Source organism: Peribacillus sp. Hz7 (genome assembly GCF_042136355.1).
GTDB lineage: Bacteria > Bacillota > Bacilli > Bacillales > DSM-1321 > Peribacillus > Peribacillus asahii_A.
This window is the reverse complement of sequence record NZ_JBHHJV010000006.1, coordinates 83,497-101,246: the sequence shown is the minus strand read 5'-3', so window position 1 is coordinate 101,246 and position 17,750 is coordinate 83,497. Positions and strand designations below refer to the sequence as shown.

Genomic DNA, 17,750 nt, shown 5'->3' with positions numbered 1-17,750 from the left:
TTCACTTTATTCCAACAAGGAATTCGACAGTACATAACGAATAGTATATTCTAGTTCAATGGAAAGGATGATAAAAATGAACACACAAGGTATGACTGCTGAAGACTTATTTCACTTACAATCCGTAACAGACCCTCAACTTTCTCCTGATGGACATCTAGTCATGTATGTTCAAACGAGCATTGATCGAGAAACCGAGAAATACATATCTGATCTCTATTTATATAATGTCCTTACAAAAGAAACGAAACAATGGACAACTGGACAAAACAGACATTCTAGCCCTCGTTGGTCTCCAGACGGAAAATATATAAGCTTCATCTCTAACCAATCAGGAAGTAACCAATTATATGTAATGAGTTTCACGGGAGGAGAAGCAAAGCAAATAACCAACTTAAGATCTGAAGTATCTCAGCCCATTTGGTCTCCCTGCTCAACAAAGCTTTTATTTTCAACTAGTTGTCCAGCTAGTGACCAAGAGGAGTACAGAAATGAAGAAAAGAAAACGGCACTTCGATTTGAACGCATTCAATATAAATCAGAAGGGCAAGGGTATTTTAACGGGCTGTATAAACATCTAGCTGTTGTTAATGTGATGACAGAAGAAATCGAATTTTTGACAAAAGGACGACAACATTATTCTCCAAGTGCATGGTCTCCAGATGGAAAGCATATTACATACGTTAGTAAAACGATAGAACAAGGCGAATACGATTTTATTTCTGATATTTTCACTATGGATATTTCAACAAAGAAATCAGTCAACATTACAAATGGAGCTGGATTTTTTTATGACCCCAAATGGTCTCCTAACGGTGAATATCTCTCTTTTCTTGGTCATAAGCGAGAATTTCTCAATGCTACATTAGCTAAAATCTGGCTATATGACATAAACAAGCAAACTACTTCTTGCTTAACGGAAGGCTGGGATGTAGAATTGGGGAATTCTTGTATTACCGATTTTCAAATGGGCGCTGTCGACCCGGGTATTCTTTGGACGAATGACAGTGCAGGGTTTTATTTTTTAATGAGTGATCATGGAAACACAGGAGTATACTATGGCTCCATTGAAGGCGCTATGTATCCATCTATCTTAGAAAATCAACATATTTACGGGCTTTCTATTGATTCAAATCACCATCAAGCCGTTGTAGCAATCAGTACCCCTACAAATCCTGGAGAACTGTATTATTTTAATTTAATGACCGGGCAACAAGAGCAAATCTCCTTTGTAAATACAGGCTTTATAGAGAACAAATCATTAGCTGAAGCCGAAGCAATTAGCTGGAAAGCGAAAGATGGCTTAGATCTTCACGGTTGGCTTATAAAGCCTCTATGTTACGAAGAAGGAAAAAACTATCCCCTTATTTTAGAAATTCATGGTGGACCGCATTTAATGTACGGGAACAGCTACATGCATGAATTTCAAACATTAGCAAACGAAGGATATGCAGTCTTGTATACAAATCCACGCGGCAGTGTCGGTTACGGTCAACAATTTGTAAACGCTTGTCGTGGTGATTATGGCGGTATGGATTACGAAGATTTAATGTCTGCTGTTGATTATGTGACTAACACCTACGACTTTATAGACCACAATAGACTAGGAGTTAGTGGCGGCAGCTATGGCGGTTTCATGACAAACTGGATTGTTGGCCATACAAATCGTTTTAAAGCAGCTGTCAGCCAACGTTCCATTTCCAACTGGTTTAGCTTTTACGGGGTAAGTGATATTGGCTATTATTTTACGGAATGGCAACTCGAAGGCGATATTTTTCAAACACCAGAGAAGCTATGGAATCATTCACCATTAAAGTATGCCGCTAATATAAACACACCGTTACTTTTATTACATGGTGAAAAAGATTTACGTTGCCCGCTGGAACAAAGCGAACAACTATTTATTGCCTTAAAACGACAAAAGAAAGAAACTACTCTCGTTATTTTTCCAGATGAAACACATGAAATTACACGTAGCGGCTCACCAAATATGCGCTTGCAGCACCTTCAAGAGATTAAAAATTGGTTTAATAAACATATAAGAAACCTCTGTTAGCACTCGCTAACAGAGGTTTCTTTTGTTAATGCTGAACTTGATTATGCTGTTCCGAAATGGAACTTAAGGCTATGCCCGCTCTTTGATCCGATTCTTTACGAACAGCTAAATCCCCAAGTGCAACAATACCAACTAGTCGATTATTCTCAATAATTGGAACACGACGAATTTGTTCGGTTGCCATTAACTCTTCAATATCATCAATGGACATATCTGGTGTGCCTGTTACTAGACGTGTGGAAATCACATCAGTAATTTTTGTTGAATTGGGTTTCTTTTCAGCGACACAGCGAATAACAATATCACGGTCAGTAATAACGCCGACTAACTTATCATTCTCCAAAACAGGAATCATCCCCACATTATCCTGTTTCATTTTTAGCGCCGCTTCATAAATATTATCTAATGTCGTACAACAATCCACATTCGTTGTCATAATATCTCTTACTGTTTGCATGAGAATTCCTCCACTTCTGTAGTTGGTACAAATTTATTATTATCCATGCTACAGTCTCATACACGTGGAAAATGAAAGCAACCTCTTTGAACTACCCCCACCTACTCCACTACGTTTCGTTGAGGAGGGGGATTCCTACGTACAAGATTCTATCGAACCTTAATGGAGTAGGCGATCCCTGTCGCACCGACAGTTAGCAGTCCAAACGACTAACCTAGCAAGTCTCCTGCAAAAAAAGAATCTAGTTAGACAGCTAACGCTAATTCTTTTATATTTTTAGATGCGTTCACATCCGCGTTGTCTGTGTGACCGCATTTTTGACACACAAATTCAGCTTGCGATGGACGATTGGCTTTTTCTATATGGCCGCAAGCATGACAACGCTGTGAGGTACGTGCAGGATGGACAGCAATGACGGTTTTCCCATACCATTCCGCTTTATATTCGAGCATGGTACGGAATTGTGACCAAGATGCTTCACTGATCGCTTTTGCCAGATGGTGATTCTTCCTCATATTCGCTACCTTTAAATCTTCTATTCCGATCACATCGTGGCTTTTGATGATTTCGGTAGATATTTTTTGAAGGTAGTCTGTTCGTGCGTTCACGATTTTTTCGTGAATACGCGCCACTTTTTTTCGTTGTTTTTGATAATTTTTTGCTTCATCTAGTGGCTTCTTTTGTTGAAGCGCTCTTTCTTGTCTTCTCGATAAGATCCGTTGTGCTTTCACCAATTTTTCCTCCAAAGAACGGAAAAACTTTGGGTTTGAATAGATGGTTCCATCTGACAGAATCGCAAAATCTTTTAGGCCGACATCGATACCAACAGCCGAATTTGTTTTTGGTAATTCTGTTCCTTCTACTTTGGTCGTTAGAGAAACAAAATATTTCCCCGATGGATTCCGTCTAATCGTCGCACTCAAAATACGACCGTGTACTTCACGACTTTTGGCAAAACGAACAAGACCTAGCTTTGGCAACTTGATCTGGTCGTCTATAACAGCGATATTTCCATTCGTATGCTTCGTAACGTAAGATTGGACAGGATTCTTTTTGGATTTAAAACGCGGTAGCTTATTCTGTTTTTTGTAATATCGACTATAAGCATCCGCTAAGTGTTCAACTGATTTTTGCAAAGCGATACTATCCACTTCTTTCAAAAAAGAATACTGTTTCTTTAATTCTGGGAGTTCTTTGATGGTTTCATATTTATTCAAATAGTCCCCTTTCCAATTATTTGAGGAAAGTTGACCATTCTGCTTCATTTCTTCTGTAATAGACCAGTAAGCGTCTTTTTCTTTCTGTTTACCAAGAAAGAGATTAAAGACAAATCTTGAACAACCGATCGTCTTATGGATGAGTTCCCTTTGTTTCTGATTAGGGTATAAGCGAAACTTAAAGGCTTTATGGATGAACATGGTTAGGCACCTCCTCCGCTATTTACCTTATTATACCATATACAAACCTAAGGGTACAAACATACATTCCCTTTTTTTGTGAAATAGTCACTAATCAAAAGGACAAAAGGGATGGTCCTCCTATCATCGTCATTTTCCTATGATTCAACCAACAGTCGGACAATCGAGATTGCAAGTAAGCCATCCCAATCAGAAGGCGATTCATCCCCTCCCTACTCATCGGGCTATCACCCTTCACATTCCTTGAGGAAGGGGTATTCTCGCCTATTTTTTTGATAAAGAATAAAGCCAGGCTTCCAGAAGTTGTTTTCCCTTTATCCCCCATCTATCTTCTTTAATTCCTCATACTTGAGGTGGGGCTTACTGCCCGTTAAGTGTGGAATGAAATTGTCTAATATACATCTTTTCGAATAAATACGATAAATGAAACGATTAACGCCGCCAGCCACCACACAAAGAGAATAAGCACAGACGATAGAAGCGTCATTCCTTCAATCGGTGGAGCGACTCCACTTAAATAATTAGTGAGCTGTAAATTGACCATAAAAAAATATTTAGCAGACTCCCAAGACGATACCATATTGTTCAGAATGGCCCCCGAAATAAGAGCTGCCAGCATAATTCCCATCCCTGCAGGAGTACTGCGTATCAATACAGATAACATAAACGCAAGCGTACCAACGACAACAGCGATATACCAAACTAATCCAAAATCCATCAATAATAGCTGCCATTGGCTAATTAAACGAACACCGCTTGTATCTACATTTCCAGCTTCCACTGTAAATCCGGTAATAATCGGGGCATTCCAACCATGATAACCGAAAACGACACCCGATAACGCATATGCTAAAACTCCTGTCATCGCCACAATTATGGAAATCGATAGCAGTAACGTAATATATTTACTCATTAATATTTTCCAACGCGGCACAGGCCTTGTTAACAATAGCTTAATCGTTCCTTGACTACTTTCAGATGAGACTAAATCACTCGCTACAATCATGACCAACAAAGGAATGAATAAAGAACTCGCATTTTCGATAAACATTCTCGTAAATGTAGCCGCTCCAGGTTCAGATGGATTAATATTATGATCAAGATAATATTGCTGCTGTTTAACCGTTACCTGCAGCTGTTCTCTCCACTCATCTAACATCCGACTAGAACTTAAACGATTTTGAATATCGATAATTTGCTGCTGTACAGCTGTACGCCAATCATCTGTCCCAAGCTTCTCTCTTTGTTCTTCGGCTTGTTTATATTGGGCATATGTAAACAGAACGACTAATACAGCGACAATTACGCCAATAATAAGCAGCCTTTTCTTTGCCAACAGCTTCATCATTTCGTTTTGAATTAAGTTAATCAATACCTGCACCTCCTCCGTCTGTAAGCTCTAAAAATAAATCCTCCAACGTCGGAAGTCTTCTGTTCATTTCAAGTATTTTCACACCATGCTTTACGAGTGCTTTATTCCATTTCGGTGTTTCCTCTTCATCAAAACTTGTCAGTACATAACCATCCTCTGTTTCCATTACCTCTGTTAATGAACGTAATACTTCTTTTCCAAGTTCTAGCGGCTCAACACGCCAATTCATCCGCTCTTGTACACTTAATAAATCACTAACTGTACCTACCTTCACAATTTCGCCTTTCGTAATAATCGCTACGCGGTCACAGAGCAATTGAATTTCACTTAATAAATGAGAAGAAACGAGCACACTCATTCCTTCCTCTTCTGCCAGCATACGAATAAACTGTCTCATTTCGCGAATTCCTGCTGGGTCAAGACCATTTGTTGGCTCATCTAAAATTAATAACTTTGGACGATTTAACATCGCTTGGGCAATTCCAAGTCGTTGGCGCATACCAAGAGAATACGTTTTCACCGTATCATGAATTCTTTGCTCTAGCCCAACTAACTTGACCACTTCCATCATTCGCTCTTCCCCTACATTCGGCAGCATTCTCGCAAAATGAAGTAAGTTATTCCAGCCACTCAGAAAAGGATATAGTTCAGGATTTTCAACAATACAGCCTAAATGCTGCATGGCCTTCTTATAATCTTTTTTCACATCATAGCCACAAATACGAATGGAACCTGCTGTTGGTTTAATTAGTCCAACGAGCATTCGAATGGTCGTTGTTTTACCTGCACCATTTGGCCCTAAAAATCCAAAAACTTCTCCTTTTTTAACAGTGAAACTAATATCTTTAATAATTTCTCGTTTTCTAATTGTCTTTTTTACAGAGTTTACTTCTAATGTCACATTACTCATCGTCCTTTGCCTCCCATTCAATTAATGGGGCAATTCGTTCAGCCATTAAGCGGTATCCAGCACTATTTGGGTGAAACTTGTCCGAATATAAATACTCATTAACCGATAATTGGAACAAGTCAAAGGTTGGCACAAACACCATGTCTTCATATTTCGCTAACACCTCAGCTGTCTCATTATTCCATTGCCGTACAATGGCATTCATCTCCCCATTTTCATCCAATTCAATAAACGGATTATATAAACCAAGCATAAAAAGTTGAGCTGAACTGTTATTCTGACGAATTGTCGATAAAATCTCATCTAAATGTACTAAATAATTTTTCTGTAATTTAGAAATCGTTGTTGAATCTAGATTTAGCAACGTCTCTCCTTTTTGAAATAAATCATTGCCCCCTATGGTTACTAAAATCGCATCTGCTCGTTGAAGCTGCCGTTCCACTTCTCGTTCTTGTACTTGTTCTGCTAATTGAGCAGATACTAATCCTTTAATCCCAAGATTTTGCACCGTAATAGGATGATCGAATTTCTTTTCAAGCTCTTCAGTCACAGTGCCTACATATCCTTTTCCTGTTTCATCACCTGTTCCCCGTGTTAATGAATCTCCTAAAGCAACAACAGTAAACTCATCTGGACGCTTTTCAACCGGTTGTGCGGATAGATCTTCAACACCAGAAGCTTCTCCATGATAATAATCAACGATTGCCCAGCTAAGACAGCCCATCCACAACAGACCGAGCAGCGCCGAGAAAACCGTGACGATTCTTACCCTCCATCTGCTCACCTTCATCCCTCCAAAACATTCTAATGTTTCCATTAAAACACATCTCTATAAAAAGACAAAAAAAAAGACAGGAAGAAAATTTCTTCTGTCTTTATCTCTCTTGATTTCTTTTTTTCATCAATTTTTGAACGACCTCTGTCGGAGACCAACAATTAAATTGATATTTTGGATGCGTTTCATAACGAAGTCTTGAACAATAATAACGCATCTTATCATCAACTCTCTCGCTGCGAAAGTGTTCACATGTTGCGCAACAATGAAATGTATTCATCTATATCATCCCTACTCACACATCATAATTTGACCAAACCCCTATGCCGTTTCTAACGGTAATAAAATATTAAAAGCGGTTCCTTTATTTACTTCACTTTCAACGACTATACGCCCTTGATGACTTTCAATGATTTTAAAGCTCACCATTAACCCTAAGCCATTTCCGGCTTCCTTAGTCGTATAAAATGGTTCGCCTAGCTTTTTCAAACGATCGGGCGGAATGCCGACACCAGTATCTTCAAAAGAAATTTGTACTTCGCCTTCTTTAAGCTCTGTTGTCACTTTAATATGACCGCCATTAGGCATGGCCTCAATTCCATTTTTCACAAAGTTTAAAAACACTTGCTTCAAACGATTTTCATCACAACGAACGAAAATGCAATCATACATGTTTTCAAAATAAAAATTGACCTTTTTCTTCCTCGCATCAAATTCCATTAAGGATAAAACATTTTGAATGATTGGAACAATATTTTTTGTTTCTAACTTAACAGACTGCGGCTTCGCAAGCACAAGAAACTCCTCAACAATTTGATTTACACGATCAATTTCATCTAAGATAATATCCAAATATTCGAGCCTTGTTGGGTCTTTTTCATCCAATTGTAAAAACTCTGTATACCCCTTCATCGATGTGAGTGGATTACGAATTTCATGGGCCACGCCTGCCGCTAATTGGCCGACGGCGGCTAATTTATCTTGTTGATGTAATAGCTCTTCTGATTTCTTCCGTTCGGTAATATCATGAAGAATAGATAAGAAGTACGTCGGTTTTCCTGCTTCAGAACGATATGGAACAATGGTCGCATCTACCCAATACTCCCGGCCATCTTTCGCTAGATTGCGCAATTCTCCTTTCCATACTTTGCCTGCCCAAACCGTTTCGTCGATTTCTTTTAATAATGCTTTTGTATAATAATCCGATTGCAAGATTGAATGTGAACAGCCGATTAATTCCTCTGCTGTATATCCAGAAATAGCGATGAATTGGTCATTCACTTGAACGATTTTCCCTGCTTTATCCGTAATCATGACAATAGAAGAATGATTAAGTGCATTATAAATATCTTGTAATTCGCGAATCGATGTTTTCAAATCCTGTTCTGCTTGCTTGCGACGCGTAATATCCGAACGAATCGAAATAAATTGATATGGCTTTCCATGCTCCATAAAAGGCACAATCGTCGTATGGACCCAATAAAAGTTACCATATTTGTCTTTATTGCATATTTCCCCGCTCCATGTGCGTCCTTGCTTAATAGTGCCCCATAAATTCCCGAAAAACTCTTTTGGATGATATCCCGAGTTAATAATTGAATGACTCTGCCCAACCAACTCTTCTTCACTGTACTTTGAAATCTCAACAAACTTATCATTTACATACGTAATAATACCTTGTGGGTCGGTAATCGCGACAATGGAAGATTGATCGAGCGCAAAGCGAATATCCTTTACATAATTATCACTTTTTGCTAAACGACGATTAATAATCGTACTAGACGTAATCAAGCCGGATAATACAAGAAGCGAAACAAAAAAGAGTAAATACATAATAAAGGGCATCTCATTCAAGAGTTCATTAATACTGCCGATTGCGTGATTAACAGGGAACGCGCTTAGCAGCAGAAAATGCCCTTGGGTAATCGCCCCCGTCATGACCAACGTACTAACCAACTTCAAAAAGTACGTATTCCCTCGATTAAATCTGCTTGGATAAAATAAAATAAGAAGGGCCACAACAAATAAACAAAAAAGAATAGCAAATGGTATACCGAGTAAGACTACATTATACGCAAATGAATGTTGCAGGGCATACATTCCAATAATATAACTAGAAAATACAGCCATAGAGAGCAAAAAGCTGGCCATTAACAACTGGGAAAGAAGCAGCTTTTTTTTAGATAAACTTAAGAAACCCATTGCTGCTAAAGCCGTTCCAAGCACAAAAGCTAAAACACTAATAGCTACGTTCATTGAAACGATACGATTGTCACCGCCAATTAAACTATTAAAGAAATTAAGTGTCCAAATCGCGATTCCTAACGCAAAGCTGCTGCCTATATATAAGAAGCGCTTCATATGCCCTTTCGTTGTCCGCATCATCAGTAATAGCTCAATCGCTGTATATGTCGAAATAAAAGTCAACATTACCGCGGTAATAAAAATAACTGAATTAGGTGATACAATAAGTCCGTCCATTATTTCATATTACCTTTCTACATCTATTTTCTTATATTGTAATGGAAAAAGTGACGATATTAAAAACTTTTTTTGTTTTTATTTCATTTTATAATATTCCTTTTCTCCCATCTTCGACCCAAAATAAGGAATATCAACAAAAAAATTCACATTTATGATGTAAAGTCCTTTATTTACAAATCTCTCTACGTTTATAATTAACAATAAGTATATTTATAGAAAAAGGAGTGGGACAGGTATATGTCAGACATCATAAGCTATCACACAGCGGAAGCTGTCCAAAAAAAAACGCAGCATAAACGCTTAACAATGCGCCAAATTATCCAACGTGCTTTGCTTATTACACTAGGCGCCATCTTAATGAGTATCGGTCTTGAAATCTTTTTAGTACCGAATAATGTAATCGATGGAGGTATTACTGGAATTTCGATTATGTTATCTTACACGACAGGTTGGAAATTAGGGATATTTATCTTTCTTTTAAACCTGCCTTTCTTTTTCGTCGGCTATAAACAAATTGGTAAAACCTTCGCTATTTCCACCCTTTATGGAATTATCATTCTTTCTATCTCAACAAGCTTATTGCATCCTGTTTCTGCCTTTACGCAAGACATTCTGCTCGCTTCAATTTTCGGAGGTATGATTCTTGGTGTTGGAATCGGGATTGTTATTCGATATGGCGGCTCTCTCGACGGTACAGAAATTATGGCGATTTTAGCCAGTAAAAAATTGCCCTTTTCCGTTGGGGAAATCGTCATGTTTTTCAACATCTTCATTTTAGGCAGTGCTGGTTTTGTCTTTTCCTGGGATCGTGCTATGTACTCTATTCTTGCTTACTTCGTCGCTTATAAAACAATGGATGTCGTGATTGCAGGACTTGATGAATCGAAATTCGTTTGGATTATCAGTGACAACTTTCATGACATTGGCGATGCAATTCTCCATCGACTCGGCCGCGGCGTTACATATTTAACTGGTGAAGGAGCTTACTCTGGGGATGATAAGAAAGTCATCTTCTGTGTCATTAACCGTCTTGAAGAAGCTAAGTTAAAAGATATCGTAAAAGAATACGATTCCTCTGCCTTTCTAGCCGTTGGGGATATTGCTGAAGTACGCGGCGGCCGCTTTAAGAAAAAAAATATTCATTAAAAAAGAGCAAATGCTTAAAACAGCATTTGCTCTTTTTTCCACTTAATAGTTTCTTGGATTATTAATCGCTTGCAGCATGCGTGTTCCGGCCTTCATTTCACTACCACATAACGGACACTTTTGATTATCGCTGCTTGTAAAGTTATCACGAATCCACCCTTTACAATCATCAGCTACACATTCCCATACTTTCGTTTCTTCGGGGACAACTTCTTCTGCATTATTTCGTCTATACAATATATCTCACTCCTTAGATTCTTTGAAAAACTATTTTTCATTCAAGTGGAACGAGATACGAGAACCCGTTAGTATGAACAAGAAATCTAATTCTATTATATCATATTACAGCTCAACTATTTGGATAAAATCCCCAATCGGTATATAAACAAAGCATTTCCTATTAAGCTACTTTATACACGAGCGTAATTTTTGCCCAAACCTGAAACAATGAAAGCCCTGCCTCTCTCTCATCCATACGGCTCCAAAACCGCGCCTGTGAGAATCAAGTTCTAGGACACAAAGCACATCTTTATTCACAAAATCTCTCATAATAATGGAAAATGAAATTTACACATAAAAAGGTTGTAGAAAATCTTGAAGGCTAAATAAATGTGGAGAAATCAATTGATTAATCTTTCATGCTTATACTCAACTCACGAGCATAATTTAATAAAAATGCTGCTTTATAAAAGGCTATGTTATTATGAGGCGATTGATTGTTAGTTTCTTTCATGCAGTTATGTGTGAAACAGCAATTGTGTACACGCTAAGCTAAAAGTTACGTCAATCAATACATTAACAGTGCCTTATAAAAAATTACTCTCTAGCGATTTATCATTTAAATCACTGAATTTTAATAATAACACATTTTTTTCTATATGTAAAGAATTACAAAAAAATAAAGAGGTGAGCAACTCACCCCTTACTTAAATGAAGTAAAGTCTGTCTGGATTTTCGGCAGTTCTCGTACTTCTTCAATTAACTGACTGCCACACATTGGGCATACATAATTTTCAGAAGCAAAGTCCTTCCTCATCCACCCATTACAACTAGTTGATTCACATGCGTATACAACGGTGTTTTCAATAACTATTTCGGGCTCCTCTGAATTTCTTTTAGCAAAATACATGGGCAACCTCCTCTTTTCCATAGTATACGCATTACGTTTATAACTTATTTATGAACTGAAAAAAATTTAATTACTCTTCTATCCTCGCTTTTACAAGGGCTGCTTTAATCATAAAATAGGATGTTTCCTCAGGTAACGCTTCTTTTAACGGCTTAAGCTTGTCTGCCCCGAGCCGATTGGCTGTTTCAATAATTTGTTGATATGCCGCTTCTGAAAAAATTTGATTCCAGTCTATTTCCAAACCTTCTTCAGCACACTTGATAATATGACTTTCAATCGTCACAATTGATAAACTGCGAGCTGTCGCAATGTCCTTTATCGCTTTTCCTTCACGATACAATTGATAACTTTCAAGATGCGTTGGTATTCCTCCATTTTTTCGTGATTTCTCCTTCGGTTGAGGTATATGTGCTGCCTCGGGGTGCTCAGCGACATATGCTTGAATACTCTCCATAAAAGCTTGACCGTATCGTTCAAGCTTTTGTTGCCCGACTCCTTTCACATCAAGGAGTTGCTCCTTCGTTTGCGGTAATTTAGCCGCCATATCCTTTAACGTTACATCTGAAAAAATGATAAATGGTGCAACATTTTCAGCACTCGCCAATTCTTTACGCACATGACGTAGTTGTTCAAACAAGACATTATCCATTGTAAGGGCAGCAACTTGCTTTCTTTCCTTACGATACACTTGCTTCTGACCCATTAAAACTTCTTTCCCACTATGCGTTACTTTTAATACCGGATACTGCCCACCTGTCATTTCGATATATTGCTTAGCGGTAAGAAAGTCAATAAAGTCCGCTACTTCCTTCGCTGTTTGATGCTTCATAATACCATAGGTTGATAAACGCCCAAAACCAAACTCTTCAATTTTCTTATTACGAGAGCCTGTTAACACTTGACTAATTAATGTTTTTCCAAAACGTTCCCCCATACGAATCATACAAGATAGTACCATTTGAGCTTCCGTTGTTACATCCATCGAATGACGTTGATCTGTACAATTCTCACAATGACCGCAATCTTCAGGATTTGCATCGCCAAAATAGCGTAAAATAAAAGCTTGTAAACAGCCTTCGGTAAAACTATAATCTTTCATTTTATTTAATTTCTTTAACTCTTCTTCTTTTCGTTCGGAATCTGGGTGAGATTGTTCAATTAAAAAACGCTGCACTTGCATATCTTGCGGAGAATATAAGAGAATACACTCACTATCTAATCCATCTCGTCCAGCACGTCCCGCTTCTTGATAATAACTTTCCATGTTTTTAGGAGTTTGATAATGAATCACATATCGGACATTCGATTTATCAATCCCCATTCCGAATGCAGACGTTGCGACCATCACCGATAGGTCATCCTGAATAAATTGATCCTGCATGAAAGAGCGTTCTCCTTCATTCATTCCCGCATGATAACGTCCAACTTGGATGCCTGCTTTTTGTAACCGCTGATAAAGCAAATCAACATCTTTTCTTGTTGCCGCATAGATGATACCTGATTCTTGCTTATTTTTTTCTATATAACGCATGAGAAATTGATCACGATTCTCCTCTTTCACAACCGAAAAAAACAAATTATCCCGAGCAAACCCTGTAGAAATCGTCGTTTCATTATCAATTCCAAGCGACTGACAAATGTCTGCTGTTACTTCCGGTGTAGCTGTTGCTGTTAAAGCAAGCACAATTGGTTTCGATGGCAGCTCTTTTAAAAGGGTTTTAATTTTTAAATAGCTTGGCCGAAAATCATGTCCCCACTGCGAAATACAATGAGCCTCATCAATAGCTACTAAGGATAGATTCATATGCTGCCATTCTTGTTGAAAAGCGGAATGATCTAGACGCTCAGGAGCAATATAAACCAGCTTATATTTTCCTTGCTTAATATCGTTCATTCGCGTATATGCTTCACTAGCAGAAATCGAGCTGTTTAAATACGTCGCTTCAATTCCATTATGTACAAGTGCATCCACCTGATCTTTCATTAAAGAAATGAGAGGCGAAATAACAAGTGTTATGCCTGGAAACAAAAGAGCTGGAATTTGATAACAAATCGACTTTCCTCCACCAGTCGGCATAATTCCTGCTGTATTTTTTCCTGCAAGCACCCGTTCAATAATCGCTTCCTGCCCACTTCGAAACGACTCATATCCAAAATAATGTTGTAAATACTCACGTGCTTTCATAATCAATAAAAAGCCCTCCTCATTGCTGATTCATAGCTATATTGTACATGTCTTCTTTCATAACGTGAACTATTAACTGTTTTACCGATTTAAGCATAAACAGATCGAATGTGCATACTTTTGTATAGGCAGAATCTTTCTGTGAAGGAGGGACTTTATATGAGTCAACATCATGAACAACCATTTACACAGGTCAAAGCGTGGCAACCTTTTCACAGTCCATTTGACCCATGTCCACCTATCGGCAATAAATTTTATCGAACTCCTATTAACATATATATGACCTTTCAACCACCAAACCTTGAACAATTTTCTCCACAAGAAGCATTAAGGAGCGGCACACTTTGGAAAGTTTTTTATGATTATTATGAAAACCCATATCGAGAGAGGGATTCTTAAATGAATAAGAAACTAGATGCAGAATACTATCAACTGTTGGAGCAAATCCAAGCCGCCGACTTTGTTCTCGTTGAATTAACCCTGTACTTAGATACACACCCAGATGATCAAAATGCATTAACGCAATTCAATCAATACTCGGAGTATTCTAGACAATTAAAAGCCATCTTTGAGCCAAGATATGGTCCGTTATTACAATATGGAAATAGCCCAGTTGGTCAACAATGGGACTGGGGATTCGGCCCATGGCCATGGCAGGTGTAAGGAGGGACAAATATGTGGATTTACGAAAAAAAATTACAATATCCTGTGAAAGTCAGCACTTGTAACCCAAAGCTCGCGAAATATCTCATTGAACAATATGGAGGTGCAGACGGTGAACTTGCTGCTGCTCTCCGTTATTTAAATCAACGATACACGATTCCAGATAAAGTAATCGGATTACTTACAGACATTGGAACAGAGGAATTTGCGCATCTCGAAATGATTGCAACGATGGTTTATAAATTAACAAAAGACGCCACGCCGCAGCAAATGCGGGCAGCTGGCCTCGCTGAGCGGTATGTGAATCATGATGGTGCTCTTTTTTATGAAAATGCTGCCGGAAATCCGTGGACAGCGACATACATTCAAGCAAAGGGAGATCCAATTGCCGATTTATATGAAGACATCGCAGCCGAAGAAAAAGCAAGGGCCACCTATCAATGGCTAATTGACATTTCCGATGACCCAGATGTTAACGATTCATTACGTTTTTTACGCGAACGAGAAATTATCCACTCCATGCGTTTCCGAGAAGCTGTTGAAATTTTAAAAGAAGAACAAAGCAAGAAAAAGATTTTTTAATAAGGTATATATAATATGCATTTATGTTTACTCGAAATGTATAGTGAAGAAGTTATATAGGTTGGGGCGATTCGCCTCCTCCTATTTACTTTTTTGACTGTGTTAATGAATAGTGTTGATTAATCAAGGCTACATCAGTTTACATAATAATGTTAAGATAAACTAAAGAATAGACAAAACGGCAAAGAAAAATGTAAATGACTTACCAAATATAATAAAAAAACATAGCTTTTCACGATTAACAGTGCGCGATGGTATTCTGAAGATACCAATCGGAGCAAGTATCCGATTTTAAACGTACCTTTACAAGATTTCAAATAAGTCATAAGAAAAACGAGCAAAGCCATGAATTCTAAAAAATTCATGGCCTGTTTCAATGTATATGTTTTATTTTCGATCAGACGAATAAGTCCAACCGTCCTCTTGATAAACTTTTCCTTCTTTCATCAACTTTCCTAATGCGCGTTTAAACGCTCCTTTGCTCAACCCAAAATGAAATTGAACGTCTTCTGGCTGCGTTTTATCCCCATATGGCATCGCGCCGCCACGATTCATTAAGTAACGGAAAATGACCTCTGCATCCTCCACCATTTTATCTTGTTTAAATGGCATTAACGACACATTTAATGTGCCATCTTCTTTGCTATCAATGACGCGGCCTTCTACAAATTCTCCTAATCGAGGCTCTTGCTTCCGCTCACTTTCATGCACAAAGCAACGATAGCCTTCTTCTGAAACGAAGAACGAACCGACCATTAATAAGCGATACACATTTCCCTTAACCGTCGTATTACGTACACCTTTTAACGGCGCCTTTACCGCCATTTCCTGAATGACATCTTCCGTTGCTAACTTAGCAAATAAACGCTCTTGACGATCTGTTTTTAAAGAAACATATAAACGGTCGCCCACTGCTGGCCATAGATGCTGTAAATTTGGTAAATCATCTAATGATACTAAAATGTCCTTAGATAGACCAATATTGACAAATACGCCTAACTCTCTTCTAACATTCACTACTTCCGCCCAGCCATATGTACCAACCTGAATACTTGGAATCTTCATTGTTGAAGTTAAACGACCTTGCTTATCCAAGTAAATAAAAACGGTTACTTCCTGCCCAATTTCTAGTTCTGTCCCTTCTGTTATTTCACTATTATGAAGCAATACATCATCTGTGCCATCTGTTAAAAAATAGCCAAATTCCGTTTCGCGATCAACTTCTAATTCAACGGCCTTACCGACCTCAATCATTTGCATGTATGATTTCCTCCTGTGCGTTCCTTTACTTATCATTGTACCCTGATATGTATTTTTCAACATAGTTGAATCTATCACTTTTTACACTCCATGTACAGGGCTAGTATACAGAGCCTTTTTTACTCATCTCATTTAGTTTTATCGATTTGCAGGTGATTAACTCCATGCTTCTCTAAATGAAGGTGATAGTCTTCTTCTAGTTCAACAATGCGCTCAAACGCTCGTTCCTCATCGTATACATGCTCTGTCATTTCCCGAGCCAAGTCCCGGCGTGCAAGATAATACGCTAATTTATCTTTAAACACCATCTCTTCATACTGATCAATTACCTGTTGTATGCCATTTTTACACGTTGCTGCCACATCATATAAGTTATACTCTTCATCCCATTCAACACCGTCAAAACTAAAGTCTTTTGCCAGTGACAATATATACTGTTCCATTTCACCAAACGCTTGAGCCTCATTCGTCCCCTGGTCAGAAGAAGCTACCCAATATCCATATTGAACAAGCTTAAGTAATGTTTCATATTGTTCTCTTTTCAAGTGAATATTCATAAAAAACTCCTCTATATTTTTTACTTTATAATCTTAAACAGTATACTAGTGTACCACTTATGTACAGTTTAAAAAACATAGAAGGTGACATGTTTGTATACGGTTTAATATAATTAAGGTTATGTTAAATAATATGGTGGATAAAAGCTCCATAAACAGGAGGGAAGCCTAAAAATCAGCACCATCATATTTGTAACTAAACAAAAAACGGAAGTGATTTTTTGAACATTAGAAAAGCTACGGAAGAAGATGTAACCGGCATTGCCCATGTTCATGTTGAAACTTGGCGCTCTACATATGCAGGCATTATTCCCGATGATTATTTAAACTCATTAACGATTGAGAGCCGGACAAAGCATTGGAGAAGAAATTTAAAGACCATCCATTCTGCAATCTTTGTAGCGGAAAATACCAATGGAGAAATTATCGGCTTTGCTGCTGGTGGAACTGAGCAAACGAGAGACCCTGTTTATCAAGGGGAAATTTACGCGATTTATATTTTGAAGGAGTATCAACGACAAGGTATTGGTAAACAGCTTATCAAGCCCATTCTTGATATTTTAATTACAAAGGAGTATAAAAATGTCGTCATCTGGGCATTAGAAGAGAATGTAAATCGCGCTTTTTATACCTCAATGGGCGGAAAACTTATTGCGTCAAAACCGATTTCTATCTATGGAAAAGAACTAATTCAAGTAGCTTATGCATGGGAAAATATTCATGATTTAATGAGAGAAGTAACATTGTAAAGGGAGG

The 17,750-nt window shown here is 38.0% G+C and carries 17 protein-coding genes; 6 read left to right on the top strand and 11 right to left on the bottom strand.

Going from position 1 to position 17,750, the window contains the following annotated elements; genetic code table 11:
* Positions 1-76 precede the first annotated feature (76 nt).
* Complete coding sequence (locus ACE199_RS10735) at positions 77-2,056, top strand: S9 family peptidase (RefSeq protein ID WP_375349740.1); 1,980 nt, start codon at positions 77-79, stop codon at positions 2,054-2,056.
* A 25-nt stretch (positions 2,057-2,081) separates the two neighbouring features.
* On the opposite strand, the gene ACE199_RS10730 is transcribed toward ACE199_RS10735, so the two are convergent.
* The 6 genes from ACE199_RS10730 to ACE199_RS10705 all read right to left on the bottom strand — a co-directional run bounded on the left by ACE199_RS10730 (position 2,082) and on the right by ACE199_RS10705 (position 9,469).
* A complete protein-coding gene (locus ACE199_RS10730; protein ID WP_375349739.1) occupies positions 2,082-2,513 on the bottom strand; it encodes a CBS domain-containing protein in 432 nt (143 codons plus the stop codon).
* A gap of 245 nt (positions 2,514-2,758) precedes the next feature.
* A complete protein-coding gene (gene tnpB / locus ACE199_RS10725) occupies positions 2,759-3,931 on the bottom strand; it encodes an IS200/IS605 family element RNA-guided endonuclease TnpB (protein ID WP_375349738.1) in 1,173 nt (390 codons plus the stop codon).
* A gap of 391 nt (positions 3,932-4,322) precedes the next feature.
* Complete coding sequence (locus ACE199_RS10720) at positions 4,323-5,303, bottom strand: ABC transporter permease (protein WP_375349737.1); 981 nt, start codon at positions 5,301-5,303, stop codon at positions 4,323-4,325.
* Complete coding sequence (locus ACE199_RS10715; RefSeq protein WP_375349736.1) at positions 5,296-6,213, bottom strand: ABC transporter ATP-binding protein; 918 nt, start codon at positions 6,211-6,213, stop codon at positions 5,296-5,298. Before ACE199_RS10715 ends, ACE199_RS10720 begins: the two co-directional genes overlap by 8 nt.
* A complete protein-coding gene (locus tag ACE199_RS10710) occupies positions 6,206-6,997 on the bottom strand; it encodes an SGNH/GDSL hydrolase family protein (RefSeq protein WP_375349735.1) in 792 nt (263 codons plus the stop codon). The genes ACE199_RS10715 and ACE199_RS10710 overlap by 8 nt, the downstream gene beginning before the upstream one ends.
* A 312-nt stretch (positions 6,998-7,309) precedes the next feature.
* Entirely contained in the window at positions 7,310-9,469 is a 2,160-nt protein-coding gene (locus tag ACE199_RS10705) for a PAS domain S-box protein (RefSeq protein WP_375349734.1), read from the bottom strand.
* A 240-nt stretch (positions 9,470-9,709) separates the two neighbouring features.
* Here ACE199_RS10705 and ACE199_RS10700 point away from each other — a divergent pair, with 240 nt between their 5' ends.
* A complete protein-coding gene (locus ACE199_RS10700; protein ID WP_375349733.1) occupies positions 9,710-10,618 on the top strand; it encodes a YitT family protein in 909 nt (302 codons plus the stop codon).
* A gap of 42 nt (positions 10,619-10,660) precedes the next feature.
* Here the strand turns inward: ACE199_RS10700 and ACE199_RS10695 are convergent, their stop codons facing one another.
* The 3 genes from ACE199_RS10695 to recQ all read right to left on the bottom strand — a co-directional run bounded on the left by ACE199_RS10695 (position 10,661) and on the right by recQ (position 13,938).
* Positions 10,661-10,855, bottom strand: a complete 195-nt coding sequence (locus ACE199_RS10695) for a cold-shock protein (protein ID WP_375349732.1) — start codon at positions 10,853-10,855, stop codon at positions 10,661-10,663.
* A 685-nt stretch (positions 10,856-11,540) separates the two neighbouring features.
* A complete protein-coding gene (locus ACE199_RS10690; protein ID WP_252289911.1) occupies positions 11,541-11,747 on the bottom strand; it encodes a cold-inducible protein YdjO-related protein in 207 nt (68 codons plus the stop codon).
* 70 nt (positions 11,748-11,817) lie between these two features.
* On the bottom strand, positions 11,818-13,938 hold the full coding sequence (recQ, locus tag ACE199_RS10685) for a DNA helicase RecQ (protein WP_375349731.1): 2,121 nt from the start codon (positions 13,936-13,938) through the stop codon (positions 11,818-11,820).
* Between the two features lie 153 nt (positions 13,939-14,091).
* Between recQ and ACE199_RS10680 the strand changes: the two genes are divergently transcribed.
* The 3 genes from ACE199_RS10680 to cotJC are packed head-to-tail and all read left to right on the top strand — an operon-like array spanning position 14,092 to position 15,177.
* Positions 14,092-14,331 carry a spore coat associated protein CotJA gene (locus ACE199_RS10680; RefSeq protein ID WP_375349730.1) on the top strand — a complete coding sequence of 80 codons (240 nt, stop codon included), beginning with the start codon at positions 14,092-14,094 and terminating at the stop codon, positions 14,329-14,331.
* Positions 14,332-14,595 carry a spore coat protein CotJB gene (gene cotJB, locus ACE199_RS10675; RefSeq protein WP_375349729.1) on the top strand — a complete coding sequence of 88 codons (264 nt, stop codon included), beginning with the start codon at positions 14,332-14,334 and terminating at the stop codon, positions 14,593-14,595. It begins immediately after the preceding gene.
* 12 nt (positions 14,596-14,607) lie between these two features.
* Positions 14,608-15,177 carry a spore coat protein CotJC gene (gene cotJC, locus ACE199_RS10670; protein WP_252289918.1) on the top strand — a complete coding sequence of 190 codons (570 nt, stop codon included), beginning with the start codon at positions 14,608-14,610 and terminating at the stop codon, positions 15,175-15,177.
* Between the two features lie 387 nt (positions 15,178-15,564).
* On the opposite strand, the gene ACE199_RS10665 is transcribed toward cotJC, so the two are convergent.
* Both ACE199_RS10665 and ACE199_RS10660 read right to left on the bottom strand, forming a co-directional pair.
* On the bottom strand, positions 15,565-16,437 hold the full coding sequence (locus ACE199_RS10665; protein ID WP_375349728.1) for a CvfB family protein: 873 nt from the start codon (positions 16,435-16,437) through the stop codon (positions 15,565-15,567).
* 128 nt (positions 16,438-16,565) lie between these two features.
* The gene (locus tag ACE199_RS10660; RefSeq protein ID WP_375349727.1) at positions 16,566-16,994 is read right to left on the bottom strand and encodes a hypothetical protein; all 429 of its coding nucleotides are present in this window, start codon (positions 16,992-16,994) and stop codon (positions 16,566-16,568) included.
* A gap of 221 nt (positions 16,995-17,215) precedes the next feature.
* Between ACE199_RS10660 and ACE199_RS10655 the strand changes: the two genes are divergently transcribed.
* A complete protein-coding gene (locus ACE199_RS10655; RefSeq protein WP_252289924.1) occupies positions 17,216-17,743 on the top strand; it encodes a GNAT family N-acetyltransferase in 528 nt (175 codons plus the stop codon).
* The last annotated feature ends 7 nt before the right edge of the window (positions 17,744-17,750 follow it).